The 15,249-nt window shown below is 70.9% G+C and carries 13 protein-coding genes and 1 tRNA gene; 6 read left to right on the forward strand and 8 right to left on the reverse strand.

Annotated elements, in window-relative coordinates; all coding sequences use genetic code 11:
• Positions 1–16: 16 nt before the first annotated feature.
• A complete protein-coding gene (gene aat, locus KTR66_RS19145; protein WP_213615394.1) occupies positions 17–679 on the reverse strand; it encodes a leucyl/phenylalanyl-tRNA--protein transferase in 663 nt (220 codons plus the stop codon).
• A gap of 161 nt (positions 680–840) precedes the next feature.
• Here aat and KTR66_RS19150 point away from each other — a divergent pair, with 161 nt between their 5' ends.
• Positions 841–2,076, forward strand: coding sequence for an amidohydrolase family protein (locus tag KTR66_RS19150; protein ID WP_213615396.1), 1,236 nt, complete (start codon positions 841–843; stop codon positions 2,074–2,076).
• 156 nt (positions 2,077–2,232) lie between these two features.
• On the opposite strand, the gene KTR66_RS19155 is transcribed toward KTR66_RS19150, so the two are convergent.
• Complete coding sequence (locus KTR66_RS19155; RefSeq protein ID WP_371819171.1) at positions 2,233–2,409, reverse strand: DUF4169 family protein; 177 nt, start codon at positions 2,407–2,409, stop codon at positions 2,233–2,235.
• Positions 2,410–2,457: 48 nt separating this feature from the next.
• Here KTR66_RS19155 and KTR66_RS19160 point away from each other — a divergent pair, with 48 nt between their 5' ends.
• Positions 2,458–3,117 (forward strand): dienelactone hydrolase family protein, encoded by a 660-nt coding sequence (locus tag KTR66_RS19160; protein WP_213615400.1) that lies wholly within the window; start codon positions 2,458–2,460, stop codon positions 3,115–3,117.
• Positions 3,118–3,120: 3 nt separating this feature from the next.
• Here the strand turns inward: KTR66_RS19160 and KTR66_RS19165 are convergent, their stop codons facing one another.
• On the reverse strand, positions 3,121–4,365 hold the full coding sequence (locus tag KTR66_RS19165) for an MFS transporter (protein WP_213615402.1): 1,245 nt from the start codon (positions 4,363–4,365) through the stop codon (positions 3,121–3,123).
• Positions 4,362–8,984 carry an NAD-glutamate dehydrogenase domain-containing protein gene (locus KTR66_RS19170; protein ID WP_249732272.1) on the reverse strand — a complete coding sequence of 1,541 codons (4,623 nt, stop codon included), beginning with the start codon at positions 8,982–8,984 and terminating at the stop codon, positions 4,362–4,364. The genes KTR66_RS19165 and KTR66_RS19170 overlap by 4 nt, the downstream gene beginning before the upstream one ends.
• Before the next feature lie 117 nt (positions 8,985–9,101).
• On the opposite strand from KTR66_RS19170, the gene KTR66_RS19175 reads away from it, so the two are divergent.
• From KTR66_RS19175 to KTR66_RS19190, 4 genes are read left to right on the forward strand one after another with little or no spacing between them, the layout of a single operon-like run.
• Positions 9,102–10,331, forward strand: a complete 1,230-nt coding sequence (locus KTR66_RS19175) for a cupin domain-containing protein (protein ID WP_213615404.1) — start codon at positions 9,102–9,104, stop codon at positions 10,329–10,331.
• Positions 10,328–10,759 carry an OmpA family protein gene (locus KTR66_RS19180; protein WP_213615406.1) on the forward strand — a complete coding sequence of 144 codons (432 nt, stop codon included), beginning with the start codon at positions 10,328–10,330 and terminating at the stop codon, positions 10,757–10,759. Before KTR66_RS19175 ends, KTR66_RS19180 begins: the two co-directional genes overlap by 4 nt.
• Before the next feature lie 11 nt (positions 10,760–10,770).
• Complete coding sequence (locus tag KTR66_RS19185) at positions 10,771–11,151, forward strand: hypothetical protein (protein WP_213615408.1); 381 nt, start codon at positions 10,771–10,773, stop codon at positions 11,149–11,151.
• An 8-nt stretch (positions 11,152–11,159) separates the two neighbouring features.
• Entirely contained in the window at positions 11,160–12,275 is a 1,116-nt protein-coding gene (locus tag KTR66_RS19190) for a hypothetical protein (protein WP_213615410.1), read from the forward strand.
• A 5-nt stretch (positions 12,276–12,280) separates the two neighbouring features.
• Here the strand turns inward: KTR66_RS19190 and KTR66_RS19195 are convergent.
• From KTR66_RS19195 to phnD, 4 genes are all read right to left on the reverse strand, one after another.
• Positions 12,281–12,363: transfer RNA gene (locus tag KTR66_RS19195), tRNA-Leu, on the reverse strand.
• A gap of 44 nt (positions 12,364–12,407) precedes the next feature.
• On the reverse strand, positions 12,408–13,253 hold the full coding sequence (gene phnE, locus KTR66_RS19200) for a phosphonate ABC transporter, permease protein PhnE (RefSeq protein WP_213615412.1): 846 nt from the start codon (positions 13,251–13,253) through the stop codon (positions 12,408–12,410).
• The gene (phnE, locus tag KTR66_RS19205; protein ID WP_213615414.1) at positions 13,250–14,125 is read right to left on the reverse strand and encodes a phosphonate ABC transporter, permease protein PhnE; all 876 of its coding nucleotides are present in this window, start codon (positions 14,123–14,125) and stop codon (positions 13,250–13,252) included. Before phnE (KTR66_RS19205) ends, phnE (KTR66_RS19200) begins: the two co-directional genes overlap by 4 nt.
• Positions 14,125–15,135, reverse strand: a complete 1,011-nt coding sequence (phnD, locus tag KTR66_RS19210) for a phosphate/phosphite/phosphonate ABC transporter substrate-binding protein (protein ID WP_213615416.1) — start codon at positions 15,133–15,135, stop codon at positions 14,125–14,127. Before phnD ends, phnE (KTR66_RS19205) begins: the two co-directional genes overlap by 1 nt.
• Between the last annotated feature and the right edge of the window lie 114 nt (positions 15,136–15,249).

Below are 15,249 nucleotides of genomic sequence, written 5' to 3' on the forward strand. Positions count from 1 at the left end.
GAAACCCGGCCCCGGCTCAAGCCTCGTCGCGCAGCGCGGCGATCTCGCGCGCCAAGGCCTCCGGCTCCGGGTCGGCCGGGAAATGAGCCGGCACTTCCACCGCCTCGGCGAGCCGCTGCTTGTACAGGGCGCGCGGCACCTCCTCCGTGCCGAACTGCGCGAGGTGCGAGGTCTGGAACTGCGCGTCGAGAAGCGTGAAGCCGCCCAGGCGCAGGCGCGCCACCAGATGCACCAGCGCGATCTTGGAGGCGTCATCGGCCCGGCTGAACATGCTCTCGCCGAAGAAGGCGCCGCCGAGCGAGACGCCATAAAGCCCGCCCACCAGCGCCTCGCCGTCCCAGGCCTCGATGGAATGGGCGTGGCCCTGGCGGTGGAGCGCGGTGAAGAGCGCCTGGATCTCGGCATTGATCCAGCTGTCCGGCGAACTCGCGCGCGGCGCTGCGCATTCCGCGATGACCCGCGTGAAGGCCTCATTCGCGCTGATGCGATAGGGCGCCTGGCGCAGGCGCCGCGCGAGGCGGCGCGGCAGGTGGAAACCGCGCAACGGGATGACGCCGCGCATTTCGGGGTCGAGCCAGTAGAGGGTGCGCGCGTCCCGGCTCTCGGCCATGGGAAACAGGCCGATGCGATAGGCCCGCAGCATCAGCTCCGGCGTGATTTCCATCTGGCGGCGGGACATCAGCGCGCCTCCGCGGCAGCGGGCGTGGGCAAGGCGCGGGCGGGGCCGGGGGTATCCACAGGCGCATCCTAGCGCGGATCGGCCCAGGACCGAAGCCGTCTCTCCCGGATGGTCATATGCCGCGAATTCAGCGAACGTCACGCGAGCCCAAGGAGTTGCCCATGGAATTCGACCTGCTGCTGCGCCGCGCCCGCCTGGCCGATGCCGAGGCGCTCACCGATATCGGCGTGACAGGCGGCGTCATCGCCGCCATCGCGCCCGATCTCGGGAATGCGGCGGGCGAGGTGGTGGATGCGGGCGGCTGCCTGGTCGCCCCCGGCTTCATCGAGACGCATATCCACCTGGACAAGAGCGGCATCATCGACCGCTGCGGCTGCGCCCCCGGCCGCAACCCGCACCGCGCGATGGAGCGCGTCTCGGCCGTCAAGCACACCTTCACCGTCGAGGATGTGAACGCCCGCGCGCGCGCCACCATCGAAAAGGCGATCAGCCACGGCACCATGACCATGCGCACCCATGCCGAGGTGGACCCGCTGGTGGGGCTGCGCGGCTTCCAGGGCGTGAAGGCGCTGGTGGATGCGTATAAATGGGCCATCGACCTCGAAATCTGCGTCATGCCGCAGGAGGGGTTGCTGGACAGCCCCGGCACCGAGGAATTGATGGTCGAGGCGCTGAAATCCGGCGCCACCGTGATCGGCGCGGCCCCCAATTACGACCGCGACCGCGCCGGTCAGATCCGCCGCGTCTTCGAGCTCGCGCAGGAGTTCGACGTGGATGTGGACATGCATCTGGACAGCGGGTTCGACCCGAACGACCTCGATCTGCGCCTGGTCTGCGAGATCACGGACCGCATCGGCTGGGGCGGGCGCGTCGCCTTCGGCCATGGCACGAAGATCGCGAGCGCCACGCCCGAGCACCAGGACCGCATCGGGAAAATGATGGCGGATTCGGGCGTGGCGCTGGCCGTGCTGCCGGCGACGGACCTGTTCCTGATGGGGCGTGACCAGGACCACAATATCCGCCGCGGCGTGGTGGATGCGCATCGGCTGATGGCGCAGGGCGCGCTGTGCAACCTCTCCACCAACAATGTGCAGAACCCCTTCACGCCCTTCGGCGATGCGCAGCTGATCCGCATGGCCAATCTCTACGCCAATGTCGTGCAGCGCGGCGACGCGGATGAACTGCGCAAGACCTGGGACATGTTCACCGCCAATTCCGCGAAGGTGCTGCGGCTGAAGCAATACGGCATCGCCGTCGGCAACCCGGCGGATCTGGTGGTGGTGGACGCGCCCGACCCGGTGGCGGCGCTGCGCGGCATTTCGCCGGTGCTGATGGGCTTCAAGCGCGGCCGGCGCAGCTTTTCCCGCGCGCGGGCGGAGCTGCACCCGCCGGGCTAGAGCATTTTCAAGCCAAGCAGCTTTGCTTGGCGACTCGGAAAATGCGTGAAAACAACGTGCTGGAGCCGTTTCACCGTCTTTGCTTGCGGTGAAATGGCTCTCGAGTCTGATCGCCTTTGGTGGGGTCACCAAAGGCGTGAATCAGCCTCCCATGGGTCAGGGCTTGTCGGGACTGTCCATCCGGCTGCCCTCGAGCAGGGCGTCGCGCTGGGCGGCTTCGGCCGCGTCGCGCTTCTTCTCGGCCTTGCTGCGGCCGAAGGCGGCGCGGTTGGCGGCGGCCTGGGCTTCCGCCTCCGCCTTCTCCCGCGCCTTGCGCCACTTCCGAAGATTCACGACCTCGCCCATGCTGGGAAGCTAACACCGGGCCGAGGAGATTCGTCCATGCAGATCACGCTCACCGCCGCCGATGGCCACAGCCTGGCCGCCTATCGCGCCGGGCCCGCCGATGCGAAGGCCGGCCTCGTCATCGTCCAGGAGATCTTCGGCGTGAACCGCCACATGCGCCGCGTGGCCGACAGCTTCGCCGCCGCCGGCTATGCCGTGATCTGCCCCGCGCTGTTCGACCGCACGGAACGCGGCGTGGAGCTGGGCTATACGGCCGAGGACGTGACGCGCGGCCGCACCCTGCGCGGCAAGATCGACGAGCACCTGACGCTGCTGGACATCCTGGCCGCCGCCGGCGCGCTGCCGGCCGGGCTGCCGCGCGGCATCGTCGGCTATTGCTGGGGCGGAACCGTCTCCTGGCATGGCGCGGTGCGCAGCTCGGCCTTCAAGGCCGCGGTCGGCTGGTATGGCGGCGGCATCGCGGCGGCCAAGGATGAGACGCCGCGCTGCCCGGTGCAGCTGCATTTCGGCGAGGTGGATGGCTCCATCCCGCTCGCGGATGTTTCCGCCATCCAGGCGGCGCGGCCGGAGGTGGAGGTCTTCGTCTATCAAGGCGCCGGCCATGGCTTCGGCTGCGAGGAGCGGGGCAGCTACGTGCCCAAGGATGCGGAACTGGCGCAGGAGCGGACGCTGGCCTTCTTCAAGAAGCATCTCTGAGGGTCAGCGCGCCCGCGGCAGTGTGGCGAGGATGGCGGCGCCCGTGCCCAGCAGCAGCAGCACGACGCCCATCCCCGCGCGCTGGCTGTTCGTGACATCCGTCACCAGCGCCAGCGCGGCGGGCCCGAGAAATCCTGTCGCGCGGCCGGAGAGGGCAAACAGGCCGAAATAGGCCGCGATCTCGCCCGGGGGCGCCACCTGCGCCATCAGGCTGCGGCTCGCCGCCTGGGCCGGGCCGAAGAAAAGGCCCAGCAGCACGCCCAGCACCCAGAAGGCCGCCTTGCTCTCCACCAGCAGCATCGCACCGCCGATCGCCATCAGCGCCATCAGCGCCGTGAGGATGGTGGCGCGCGCGCCGAGGCGTTCCTCCACCCAGCCGCCCAGAGCGGCGCCGATGCCGCCCGTCACATTCAGCGCGATGCCGAAGAGCAGGATCTCCTCGAACCCCATGCCGAAGACGCCCGCCGCGTAGATGGCGCCAAAGGCGAAGAGCACGTTCAGCCCATCCGTGTAGAAGAGGCGCGCCAGCAGGAAGCGGCCGATCAGTTTTTGCCGCGGCAGTCCGCGCAGCAGGCGCAGAAGGTCCGCGATCCCTTCCGTCGCCGCCTGGCGCAGCGGCGTGCGCGGGCCCCGCGTCGAAGGCAGGAAGACGAGCACCGGCCAGGCGAAGAGCAGCAGCCAGGCCGCGACCAGCAGCGCGGTCGCGCGCACATGCTCCGCCGCCTCGCGGTCCAGCCCGAAGGGCGAGGGGTTGGGCTGCACGAGCAAGGCGAGGCAGAGCACGAGGCAGGCGAGGCCGCCCGCATAGCCCAGCGCCCAGCCAATGCCCGAGACGCGGCCCAGCCGCTCGCGCGTCGTCGCATCGGGCAGCATGGCGTTGTAGAAAACGGTGCCGAGTTCGAAGCAGAGCGTGCCCAGCGCCACGCAGAGCAGCGCCCAGGCGGCGTAGCCCGGCTCGGGCTTCGCGAACCAGATGCCGGCGGTGAAGAAGGCCGTCAGCAGCGTACAAAGCAGCAGCATCAGCCGCCGCCGCCCGCCGGCATCGGCGATGGCGCCGAGCAGCGGCGAGAGCAGGCCGATGGCGAGGCCGACCAGCGCCTGCATCCAGCCCCACATGACCTGGCCGGTCACCGGGTCGGGCGCGATGCCCCGGGTGAAATAGGCCGCGATGACGAAGGTGGAGACCACCGTCGGGAAGGCGCTGTTGGCCCAGTCATAGCTCGCCCAGGCCCATTCGCGGCGCGTCACGCCGCGCCCGCCAGGGCCCGCACCGCGACGGTGACGGCGGCCAGGTCACCCTGCCGCGCGGCTTCGGCCAGCAGAGGGCGCAGCGCCTCGGGCAGTTCGGCGCTGGCCCCGCCGAGCCGTTGAGCGGCGAGGCGGAACTGCGTGTCGCGCAGATCGGCCAGCAGCGCGGCCCGCGCACGGTCGCCATAGGCGCCGGGGGCGGTCATGCGCCGCGCGGCTTCGGCCAGCGCATCGAGCTGGCAGGCGGCGCCGACCTCGCTCCAGGCGCGGGCGGCGGCGGCGGGATCGGCACCGCTTTCAGCCGCCAGCCGCACGATGGCCGGCGCTGCGGCGAGACGCGGCGCCGCGGCGATGAAGCGGCCGAGCGTGCCGGGCAGCGCGCCATCCTCCGTTGCCTCGGCCATCGCGGCTTCGCTCAGCGCGGTGATGCCGATGGCGAGGCTGGCGGTCGCAGGCTCGAGCCCGGCGCGGATGGCGGGCAGCAACTCCACCGCCGCCGCCTCCAGCAATTCGCGCAGCACGGATTGCGCGGCGAGGCGCGGGTTGGGGGGCGCTTCCTCGGCAGCCTCGAAGCGCGCCTCCAGCCCAAAGAGCTCGGAGGCGAGCCAGGTGGCCGCCACCACATCGGCCGGCTCGGCGGCGGCGACGAGGCGCGCGAGGCCCGCGCAGCCCAGCCGGTTCACCACCATATTGGCGAGCGCGGTGGCCACCAGATCCCGCCGCAGGCGGTGCCGCCCCATGAAGGCGGCGAAGCCCGGGGCCCGCAGCGCGCTCGGGAAATAGGCGGTGAGCAGCGGCGCGAAGACCGCCTCATCCGGCAGGGACGAGGCGTGGATCACCTCGCCCAGCCAGAGCTTGGCGAAGGGCAGCAGCGCCACGATCTCGGGCCGCGTCAGCGCGTCGCCGGACTTGGCGCGGGCCGCCATGGTCGCGGCATCGGGCAGGCCGGCCTGGGCGCGATCCAGCAGGCCCTCCGCCTCGAGCCGCGTCATCAGGGCCGCCTGGGCGGGAAGCGCTGCCACCCCTGTGCGCGTCTCCAGCGTGACGGCGACGGATTGCAGGTGGTTGTCGCGCAGCACGAGGGCCGCGACCTCATCCGTCATGCTCTCCAGCAACTCGTCGCGCTGGCGGCGCGTCATGACGCCCGCGCCTTCCGCATCGGCCAGCAGGATCTTGATGTTCACCTCATGGTCGGAGGTGCTGACGCCCGCGGAATTGTCGAGCGCATCGGTGTTGATGCGGGCGCCGGCGCGCGCGATCTCGATGCGGCCCGCCTGGGTCACGCCGAGATTGGCGCCCTCGCCCACCACCCGGGCGCGGATGTCGCGGCCATCCACGCGGATGGCGTCATTCGCGCGGTCGCCCGCCTCGGCCTGACTCTCGGTGCTGGCCTTCACATAGGTGCCGATCCCGCCAAAGTAGAGCAGGTCGGTGTCGAGCTTCAGGATGGCCTGGAGCACCGCGGCCGGTTCGGCGCGTTCGGCGCTGATCCCGAGCAGCGCGCGCACCTCGGCACTCAGCGCGATCGTCTTCAGGTTGCGCGCGAAGACCCCACCGCCCGCCGAGATCAGCGTGGCATCGTAATCCGCCCAGGAGGAACGCGGCAGCGCGAACAGGCGCGCGCGCTCCGCATGGCTGCGCGCCGGATCGGGGTCAGGGTCGAGGAAGATGTGCCGATGATCGAAGGCCGCCACCAGCTTCGCCTGCTTCGAGATGAGCAGGCCATTGCCGAACACGTCGCCCGACATGTCGCCGACACCGGCCACGGTGAAGGGCGCGTCGTGGATGGAGCGGCCGAGCGTCTCCACGAAGTGCCGTTCGATCATCACCCAGGCGCCGCGCGCGGTGATGCCCATCGCCTTGTGATCATAGCCGGCCGAGCCGCCCGAGGCGAAGGCATCGCCCAGCCAGAAGCCGTATTCGGCGGAAAGCCCGTTGGCGATGTCGCTGAAGGTGGCGGTGCCCTTGTCGGCGGCGGCCACGATATAGGGGTCGTCACCGTCGCGGCGGTGGATGCCGGGGGGTGTCACAACCTCGATGCCGTGCAGGTTGTCGGTCAGGTCCAGCATGCCGCGCACCAGCGTGCGATAGGCGGCGATGCCGGTGGCCTGGAAGCCTTCACGGTCGCTCGGCACATGGCCCTTCAGCACGAAGCCGCCCTTGGCGCCGGTCGGCACGATGACGACGTTCTTCAGGCGCTGCGCCTTCATCAACCCCAGGATCTCGGTGCGGAAATCCTCCCGCCGGTCGGACCAGCGGATGCCGCCCCGCGCGACCGGGCCGGCGCGCAGGTGGCAGCCTTCCATGCTTGCGCTGTGGACGAAGATCTCCCGCCAGGGGCGCGGCAAAGGCATCTCCCCCGCCGCGGCGCTGTCGAGCTTGAAGGCGACATAGTCCTTGGCCTGGAAGAAATTCGTCCGCAGCATCGCGTCCAGCACCACGCGCAGCCGGGCCAGGATGCGGTCCTCGTCGGGGTTCTCCACCGCGTCCAGCATGGCACGCCAGGCGGCGTCGAGGGCCGCCTCGTCGCGATTCTGCGCCTCGGGGTCGAAGCGGGCGTTGAACAGCGCGATGAGCAGGCGCGCGGCCTCGGGGTTCGCCGCCAGCGCATCCTCCACGCTGGCCTGCGCGAAGGGAAAACCGACCTGCTTGAGCCAGCGATACATGGCGCGCAGCAGCCAGCATTCCTTCCATTCGATATCCGCGCGCAGGACGAGGCGGTTGAAGCCATCCGCCTCCACGGCGCCCGAGAGCAGTGCGTGCAGCGCGCCGGTGAGGATGTCGAGCCGCTCCTCCGGGACGTCGGCGCGTGCCTCCAGGCGATAGACATGCAGCACCACCTGCCGGCCCTGAGCGGGAGCGAGGCGATGGGGAACCTCCTCGATCGCGCGCATATCGAGGGCCTCGAACAGTGGCAGCGCCTCGGCAAGGGGCAGCGGTGCATCAGGACTGGCCAGTCGGATCACGACTTCGCGCGGTCCTGCGCCGCGCGGGCGCGAGACCGTGGCGCGCGCCCGGCCCGTGATGGCGACATCGCCCGCGAGCTGGATGTCCGCGATGCCTTGCGCGACGGTCTCCGTCTCGCGGTAGGCGGGTGGGAAGGCGTCGCGCCAAAGGGCCAGCACCTCTCCCGCTTCAAGCTCGCCGCGCTCGGCGGTCAGCGCCTCGGCCAGGCGTTCGCCGAAGCTGCGCGCGGCCTGGGCCACGGCGGCTTCCAGCGCCGCGTGATCCGGGCTCAGCGCCGTGCCGGGATCGGTGCCGATGATGTAGTGCACGCGGGCGAGCGGTGCGTCGCCGAGCGCGATGTAGAAGGCGGAGAGCCGCCCGCCATGCGCGCGGGCGAGCATCTCGCCCACGCGCGAGCGCAGCCTTGTGTCGAAGCCCTCGCGCGGCAGCCAGGCGATGACGGAGACGAAGCGGCCGAAGGGATCGGGACGGAAGAACAGCGCCGAGCGCGGGCGGATCGAGAGGTCGAGCGCGATGCGCGCGCCGGCCAGGATATCCGCCTCGCTCGCCTGGAACAGCTCGTCGCGCGGCCAGGTGTCGAGGATGTTGCGCAAAGCGCGCCCGTCATGGCTGTAGGGCGAGACGCCGGCGGCAGCGAGGATCCGCTCCACCTTGCCGCGCAGCAGCGGGATGGAACGCGGGTTGCGGTTGTAGGCGGCGGCGGCGAAGAGGCCGAGGAAGAGGCGTACCCCCACCACCTGGCCTGTCGCGTCCAGGATGCGCGTGGCGATCACATCCGCATGCTGAGGCCGGTGCACCGTGCTGCGCATGTTCGCCTTGGCGACGGTGACCGGCGGCGGCGCGGCGAAGGCGACACGGAGCGTCTCCGGCAGGGCGGGCAGTGCGGCCAGGGCGTCGAAGACAGGCACCGAGGGATCCGCCAGCAGGCCGAGATTCTCGGCCTCCAGCACGCGCACCTCGCCATGCGCCACCACCAGGTGGCGATGGCCGAGCAGGACGAAATTGTCCTCACGCAGCCAGCCGAGGAATTCGCGCGCTTCCTCCTCCGCGCCCATCTCGGCATCGGCCTGCTGCAGCAGCGCGAGCATTGCCGGGAAATCCCGGACCGCCACGCCCACATCATGCAGCGCGCGGGCCAGCGCCGCCTCCACCGCCGGCCAGCCATGCGGCGCGGTGCCCGGCAGAAGATGCCCGGCGCTGGCGCCGATGGTGACGCGCATCATGCTCTCGCGCGCCTCCCCCGCGCCGAGGGTGACGAGGCCGCCCGTCGCATCCCGCGTCACCGCCATCACCGGATGCAGGAATTCCCGCACCACCCGGCCCTCGCGCGTCAATGCCGCCAGGACGGAATCCACCAGGAAGGGCATGTCGCCCACGATGATCTCGGCCACGCCATGCGCGCCGCGGCCGGAGGCGGGCGGTGTGAGCCGCAGCTTCACCTCGCCCGGCGCGCGCTGCGCCGCCAGGGCCGCCAGCGAGGCCGCGGCGTCGCGCAGGGCCTCGGGCGGGCGGGCGGCGAGCTCGGCCGTGGGCATGGCGGCGTGCAGCGCGGGCAGCAGGGCGGCGGCGGCGGGGGAAAGCCCCTCGCGGGCGGCGCGCAGCACCTCCTCCCGCACGGGGTCGGGCATCTCGCTCATCGGGGCTTCTGGCATGGCGTCCTTCCTTTGGGGCCAGCTTCCGGCTTTCCGCCCCCCCCGCGCAAGCATGGCGTGCAGGCGCCGCATCCGGGGGCGTGGCATGCGAGGGCCGGCTGGGCTAGGATTCGCCCCATGACAATGACGCTCGCCCAATTGCTCGCGCCCATGCCGGTCGAGCGGTTCTTCGCCGAATATCATGACAGGTTACCCCTTCACCTGAAGGGGGACCCGGCGAAGTTCGCCGCCGTCTTCTCCTGGCGGCAGATCAACCGGCTGCTGGACATGACGCATGCCTGGTCCAGCCACTCGCTGCAGCTCGTGCTCGACGGCAAGCCCATTGCGGCCGAGGAATATTGCACCCGCGCCACGGGTCGCGACAGCAATGCGCAACTCATGCAGCCGGTCACGGCGCGCGTGCGCGAATGGGTGCAGAAGGGCGCGAGCATCGTGATGAACGATGTGGACAGCCTGACGCCCGGCCTCGCTTCCGTCAGCCACGCGATCGAGAGCGCGGGCTTGGGCAAGGCGCAGGCCAATGTCTACATCTCCTGGCAGAGCCACAAGGCCTTTCCCGCCCATTACGACACGCATGACGTCTGGGCCGTCCAGGTCGAGGGCGAGAAGACCTGGAACATCTGGGAAGGCCGCGCGGATTGGCCGATCAGCCACCCGCTCTGGCGCAGCCAGGACCAGGCGCATCACGAGCAGCACAAGGGCAAGCTGCGCGCCAAGATCCTGATGAAGCCGGGCGACCTGCTCTATCTCCCGCGCGGCTGGTATCACGATGCGCTGGCCGAAGCGCCGGCCAGTGTGCACGTCGCCTATGGCGCGCATGCGCCGAACGGGATGGATGTGATGAACATCCTGCTCGAGCGCGTGCTCTACGAGACCGTCTTCCGCCAGCCCTTGCCGCGCCAGGATGGCAGTGCCGCGGCGAAGTTCGCGTTGACGCAGCGCGCGGGGCAATTGGGCGCGCGCGTGGCCGAACTCGCCAAGGACCCCAAGGTGATGGCTGTGCTGGAGCAGTATGTCGCCGATTACCGCTTCCAGCGCGGCGGCAATGACCTCCTCGCCTGGCGCGGCATGGCGGCACCGGCCGCGGCCGAGGGCGAGGAAGCGGCCGAGGGCGGTGCCTTCCGGGTCATCCCCGGCGGCGCGAAGCCGGTGCGGCGCGGCGCCGAATGGGTGCTGAAGACCGCGACTGGCACGGTGCCGCTCAATCCCGCCGAGGCCGAGGCTGCGCAGTGGCTGCTGGCGCGGCCCGATATCACCGAGGCCGAGCTGAAACGCGCGCACCCGGCGGCGGATGCTGCCGCACTGCTGGCGCGCCTGCGCGAAGCCGGGCTGCTGGCCGCCACATGATCCATGCCCTCGCGGTCCTCCTGCTGCTCTCCGCCTCGCCCGCCCTGGCGCAGCTGCGCGACTTCTCCTGCGTCGGGGCCGAACAGCTGCAGGACGGCGCCGTTTCCATCGAATTCGCCCGTGGCGCGGACCGCGTGACGCCCGAGGCCATCAGCCGCCTCACGCCGCTGGCGGAGGAGGCGAAGCAGATGCTGGACCGCAACATCTGCGTTCTGGGCTTCGCCGCCTCGCCCGAGGGGGGCGCGCAGACGGCAAGCCGCCTGGCCGCCCGGCGCGCCCGGGCCGTGGCGCTGGAGCTGGCGCAACTGGGCGTGGAGCGCGATCGCGTCCGTGCCGAGGCGCGCACCCGCGGCTTCACGACCGAGCGCGAGCGCCAGGGCGTGGATCGGCGCGCCGGCGCGCGCGTCATCCTGCTGCCGCCGCCATGAAGGCCCTGTCCATGAAGCTCCCGGCCGTTCTCATCTTTCCGCTCCTGGCCCTTCCGGCCGCCGCGCAACCCACCGCCCCGGCGCCGCTCACGCCCCCCTTCCAGGATCTCGGCACGGTCACGTTGCGGAACGCGACAGGACTGCCGATCCGGCAGTTTTTCCTCTGGAACCAGGGCTTCGCGGCGGAAGGCGAGGAACGGCTCGGCGGCGCGGCGCTGCCCGCCGGCGGCGCGCGTGAACTGGCGCTGGGCATGGGGCAGTGCGGCCTCTCGCTGCGCGCCGTCTTCGCCGATGGCAGCGAGCAGAGAATCCGGCTCGTCCAGATCTGCGGCGCCGGCGAACTTGTACTCGAACCCGGCCCCCCCCTGACCGCCCGGGTCATTGCACGATGAGGATCCCGATGCCGCGCATGCTGCTGGTCTTCGTGCTGGCCTGCTCTCCCGCCCTGGCACAGCCGTCCGGCAAGCCGACCACGCCGCAGGCGCCGGCGGCGCAGGACAGGAACATCCTGCTGCGCAACAACTCGGAGAGCGTGCTGCGCGAGCTCTATCTCTGGAACGGTCCCTCGCGTGAGACGGGGCCGGATCGGCTGGGCGCCGATGTGGTGCGGCCGGGCGCCACCTTCGCGCTCCGGCTGGGCCGTGGCCCCTGCCAGGTGGAGATGCGCGCCGTCTTCGAGGATGGCAGCGCCGAGGCGCGCAGCGGCGTCGAGGTCTGTGCCACGCGCGAACTGGTGGTGGATGACCGCAACACCCGCGCCGTCGAGGTGGTGAACAATACGGATGTGGAGCTGATGCAGCTCTTCCTCGCGCGCCCCGGCGTGGTGGGGCCCGACCGGCTGGGGGCGGCGACCGTGCCGGGCAGCGACAGCTTCAACCTGCGCCTGCGTGGCGAGACGGAATGCCGCTTCGAGGCGCGCGCCGTCTTCCGCGGTGCCCAGGCCGAGACGCGGCAGCAGGTGGACCTCTGCGCCACGCCGCGCATCGTCTTCGGCGATCCTTCCATTCCGCTGCGCGAGGTGACCATCGCCAACCGCACCCGCCGCGTCCTGCGTGAGCTTTATGCGACGACGGGGGATAGCTGGGGCGGGGATCGCCTGGGCGCCACCGTGCTCAATCCGGGGCAGAGCTTCCTCCTGCGCATCCGCAATCCGGCCTGCCGCGTGAGGCTGCGCGCCGTCTTCGCCGACAACCAGGCGGAGGAGCGCAGCGATGTGGACATCTGCAACGGCCAGACCATCGCCTTCGCGCCGGGCCGCCAGGTGGCGCTGGTGCACGCCCATGGCCGGCCGGTGCGCGAGGTCTATCTCTCCTCGGTGCAGGAGAGCGACTGGGGCGAGAACCAGCTGGGTGACCGGCCGCTCGCGCGCGGCGAGCGGCGGGAGATCGCCACCGACAGCGCCTGTGAGGCGGATCTGCGCATCGTCTTCGACAACGGCAATGCGGAGGAGGCGCGGAACATCAACATCTGCACCCGCGCCGAGATCACGCTACGGCCGGGCTGGGTCCTGGAGTAGGGGTTTGCGGGCGGCGGGGCTCGAACCCGCACGGCCTTGCGGCCGAGGGTTTTTAAGACCCTTCCGTCTACCATTCCGGCACGCCCGCGCGGCGCGTTTATGCCACGCGATGCAGCGCCACTCCAGCCGGGCTCAGCGCGCGCCGATCAGCCGCCGGCGCAGCTTGCCCGAGAGCCAGTCGATCGCGGCCACCATCAGCACCATCAGGATGATGATGAAGGCCACCTCGTCCCAGTGCCGGACCCGGATGCGCTCCGCGATCTGCAACCCGATGCCGCCCGCGCCCACCACGCCGAGGATGGTGGCCGAACGCGTGTTGCTCTCGAAGAAATAGAGCGCGTGGCCCAGCATGATGGGCGCCACCTGCGGCAGGATGCCGAAGCGCATGATGAGCGTGGGCGAGCCACCGGCGGCCGCGATGCCCTCGGCTTGCTTCTTCTCCGCATTCTCGATCGCCTCGGCGTAAAGCTTGGCCAGCACCGCGATATCCGCCGTCGCGATCGCCAGCACGCCGGCGAGCGGGCCGAGCCCCACCGCGCGCACATAGGCCAGCGCCCAGATCAGCTGGTCCACGCCACGGAAGCCGTCGAAGACCCGGCGCAGCGAGAAGCGGAACAATGTGTTCGTCACCACGTTGTTGGCGCCGAGGAAGCCGAGCGGAACGGCGATGAGCGCCGCGATGAAGGTGCCGAGGAAGGCCATGGCGAGGCTTTCGGCCAGGCCTTGCAGGATTTCCACCCATTGCTCGCCGGGGGAGGGCGGGATCATCAGCCGGGTGATGACGAGGAGGCCCTCCAGCCCGTTCCACATCCGGCGCGGCGAGACGTCGAACCACCAGAGGGTGCCGATGAGCCAGGCGAGGAAGGCGACGCCGCCCAGGACGCGCAGCGCGCGCCCGCGCGACGAGGGGCCGAAGGCGCGCGGCACGCGGGCCTGCCAGGCGGCGATCTCGGCGGGCGCCATGCGAAGCGCGCTCATGCCACGGCCTCGATGACGCGGCGGCGGAGGCGTTCGGAGAGCATGTCGATCACCATCACGGAAAGGATGATGAGGAGCAGGATGGCGCTGATCTCCTCATAGTAGTTGAAGGAGATCACCTTGTAGAGCTCCTCGCCGATGCCGCCCGCGCCGACGAAGCCGATGACGCTGGCGGAGCGCAGGTTGATTTCGAAGCGCAGCATCGCGTAGCTGAGCAGGTCAGGCAGGGCCGCGGGCAGCACGGCGAAGCGGCAGGCCTCGCTCCAGGTGCCGCCTGAGGCGCGGACGCCATCCCAGGGGCGCATCTCCACATTCTCCATCGCATCGGCGAAGAGCTTGCCGAGCGCGCCCGCCGTGTGCAGCGCGATGGCGAGGATGCCGGCCAGAGCGCCGACGCCGAAGGCCCAGACGAAGATCAGCGCGAAGACGATTTCGGGCACGGTGCGCGTCGCCTCCAGGAAGCGGCGGGAGGCCTGGTAGGCCCAGGCAGGTGCGCCGGTGTTCTTCGCCGCCGGGAAGGCCAGCAGCAGCGCCACAACGGCGCCGGCGAGCGTGGCGAGTGCCGCCATCTGCGCCGTCTCGAAGAGCAGGATGGCCCAGGCGTCGAGCCGGTAGAACCAGAAGGCGAGGCTGCCCTCGGTCTCCACATCGGCGAAGAGCTTGTTCCATTCGAGGGCGGGCGCGATGCGCGCGAAATACTCGCCGATGCGCGGCAGGCCGGCGGCGAGCGTGGCGGGATGGAATTCGCTGGTCCAGGCGGCGAGCAGCAGGCAGGCGGCCAGAACCAGCAGGCCCAGCAGCGTGGTGCGGCGGCGCTGGCGGCGCAGATCCAGGAACGCGGCCTCCTGCGCCGCGATGGCGGGCGAACTCATCAGGAGCGCCTCCGCCGGGCGGCGGCTTCCTCGCGCCGCATTTCGACGAAGACCTCGTAATCGGCGTGGCGCGCTTCGCGGAAGCCCGCACCGGTGCCGCGGCCGATCTGCTCGAAGATGGCGGGATGGGCCTGGGGCAGAGCGAGGTAGAAGCGGATGATGTCCTCGCGGAATTCCGCCGGCACGTCGGTGCGCATGGTGATCGGCCCGTTCTGGATGGGGCGGGACTGCCAGATGATCCGCACATCGGACATGCGCAGCATGCCCTTCTCGACCATGGCGCGCGTATTGCCGCGGCTGAAGCCTTCGCGGATGTCGCCGACGCCGGAGGCCCAGGTCATCGCCGCGTCATATTGCCGCTGCAGCATGGCGACCACCGCCTGCTCATGCCCGCCGCCGAAGCCGGTGCGGCCGAAGAACTGGCCGGGTTCCACGCCCACGCCCGCGCGGCGCAGCTCGAAGCGCGGAATCAGGTAGCCCGAGGCGGAATTAGGATCGGCCCAGGCCAGGCTGCGCCCGCGCATCTGTTCGAGATTCGTGATGCCGCTATCGGCGCGGACCAGCATGACGGAGACATAGCTGGTGGAGCCGTCGATCTGCTCGATGGTGAGGATGGGCTCGACGCCGCCCTGCGTGTCGATCCAGGCGGCGGCGTAGATGGAAGGGCCGAGCGCGGCGAACTCGATCTGCTTCGCCGAGAGCGCCTGCATCACACCCGCGTAGTCGCTGGCCGGCATGAGACGGACGGGGATTCGGAAGGTCTCCTCCAGCAGCCGGCGCAGGCCGTCGAAGCGGCCAAGGCGATCGGCCTCGTTCTCGCCGCCCATCAGGCCGACGCGGATGGCGGGCACCTGCTCGGCCCAGGCGCGGCGGCCGGGCTCCGGCATGGTGTGGCCGCCATCGGCGGTGCGGCGCGGGCGCCATTCGCCAGCGGGCTCCGCCTGCGCGGCGAGGGGGAGCAGCGCCCCACCGGCAAGCAGGCCGCGACGCGCCAGAGCCACAGTGACCATCATGCTCTCCTTTCGAGAATCCGGCCGCACAGCGGCCGGCGCGCCCCGACGGGCCGCATCGCAAGCGCACCGCCCGGCGGCGCGAAGCCGAGCGCGCGGAGCGCGCGCCCGGCG

This window comes from Roseococcus sp. SDR, assembly GCF_019083995.1.
Classification (GTDB): Bacteria; Pseudomonadota; Alphaproteobacteria; order Acetobacterales; family Acetobacteraceae; genus Roseococcus.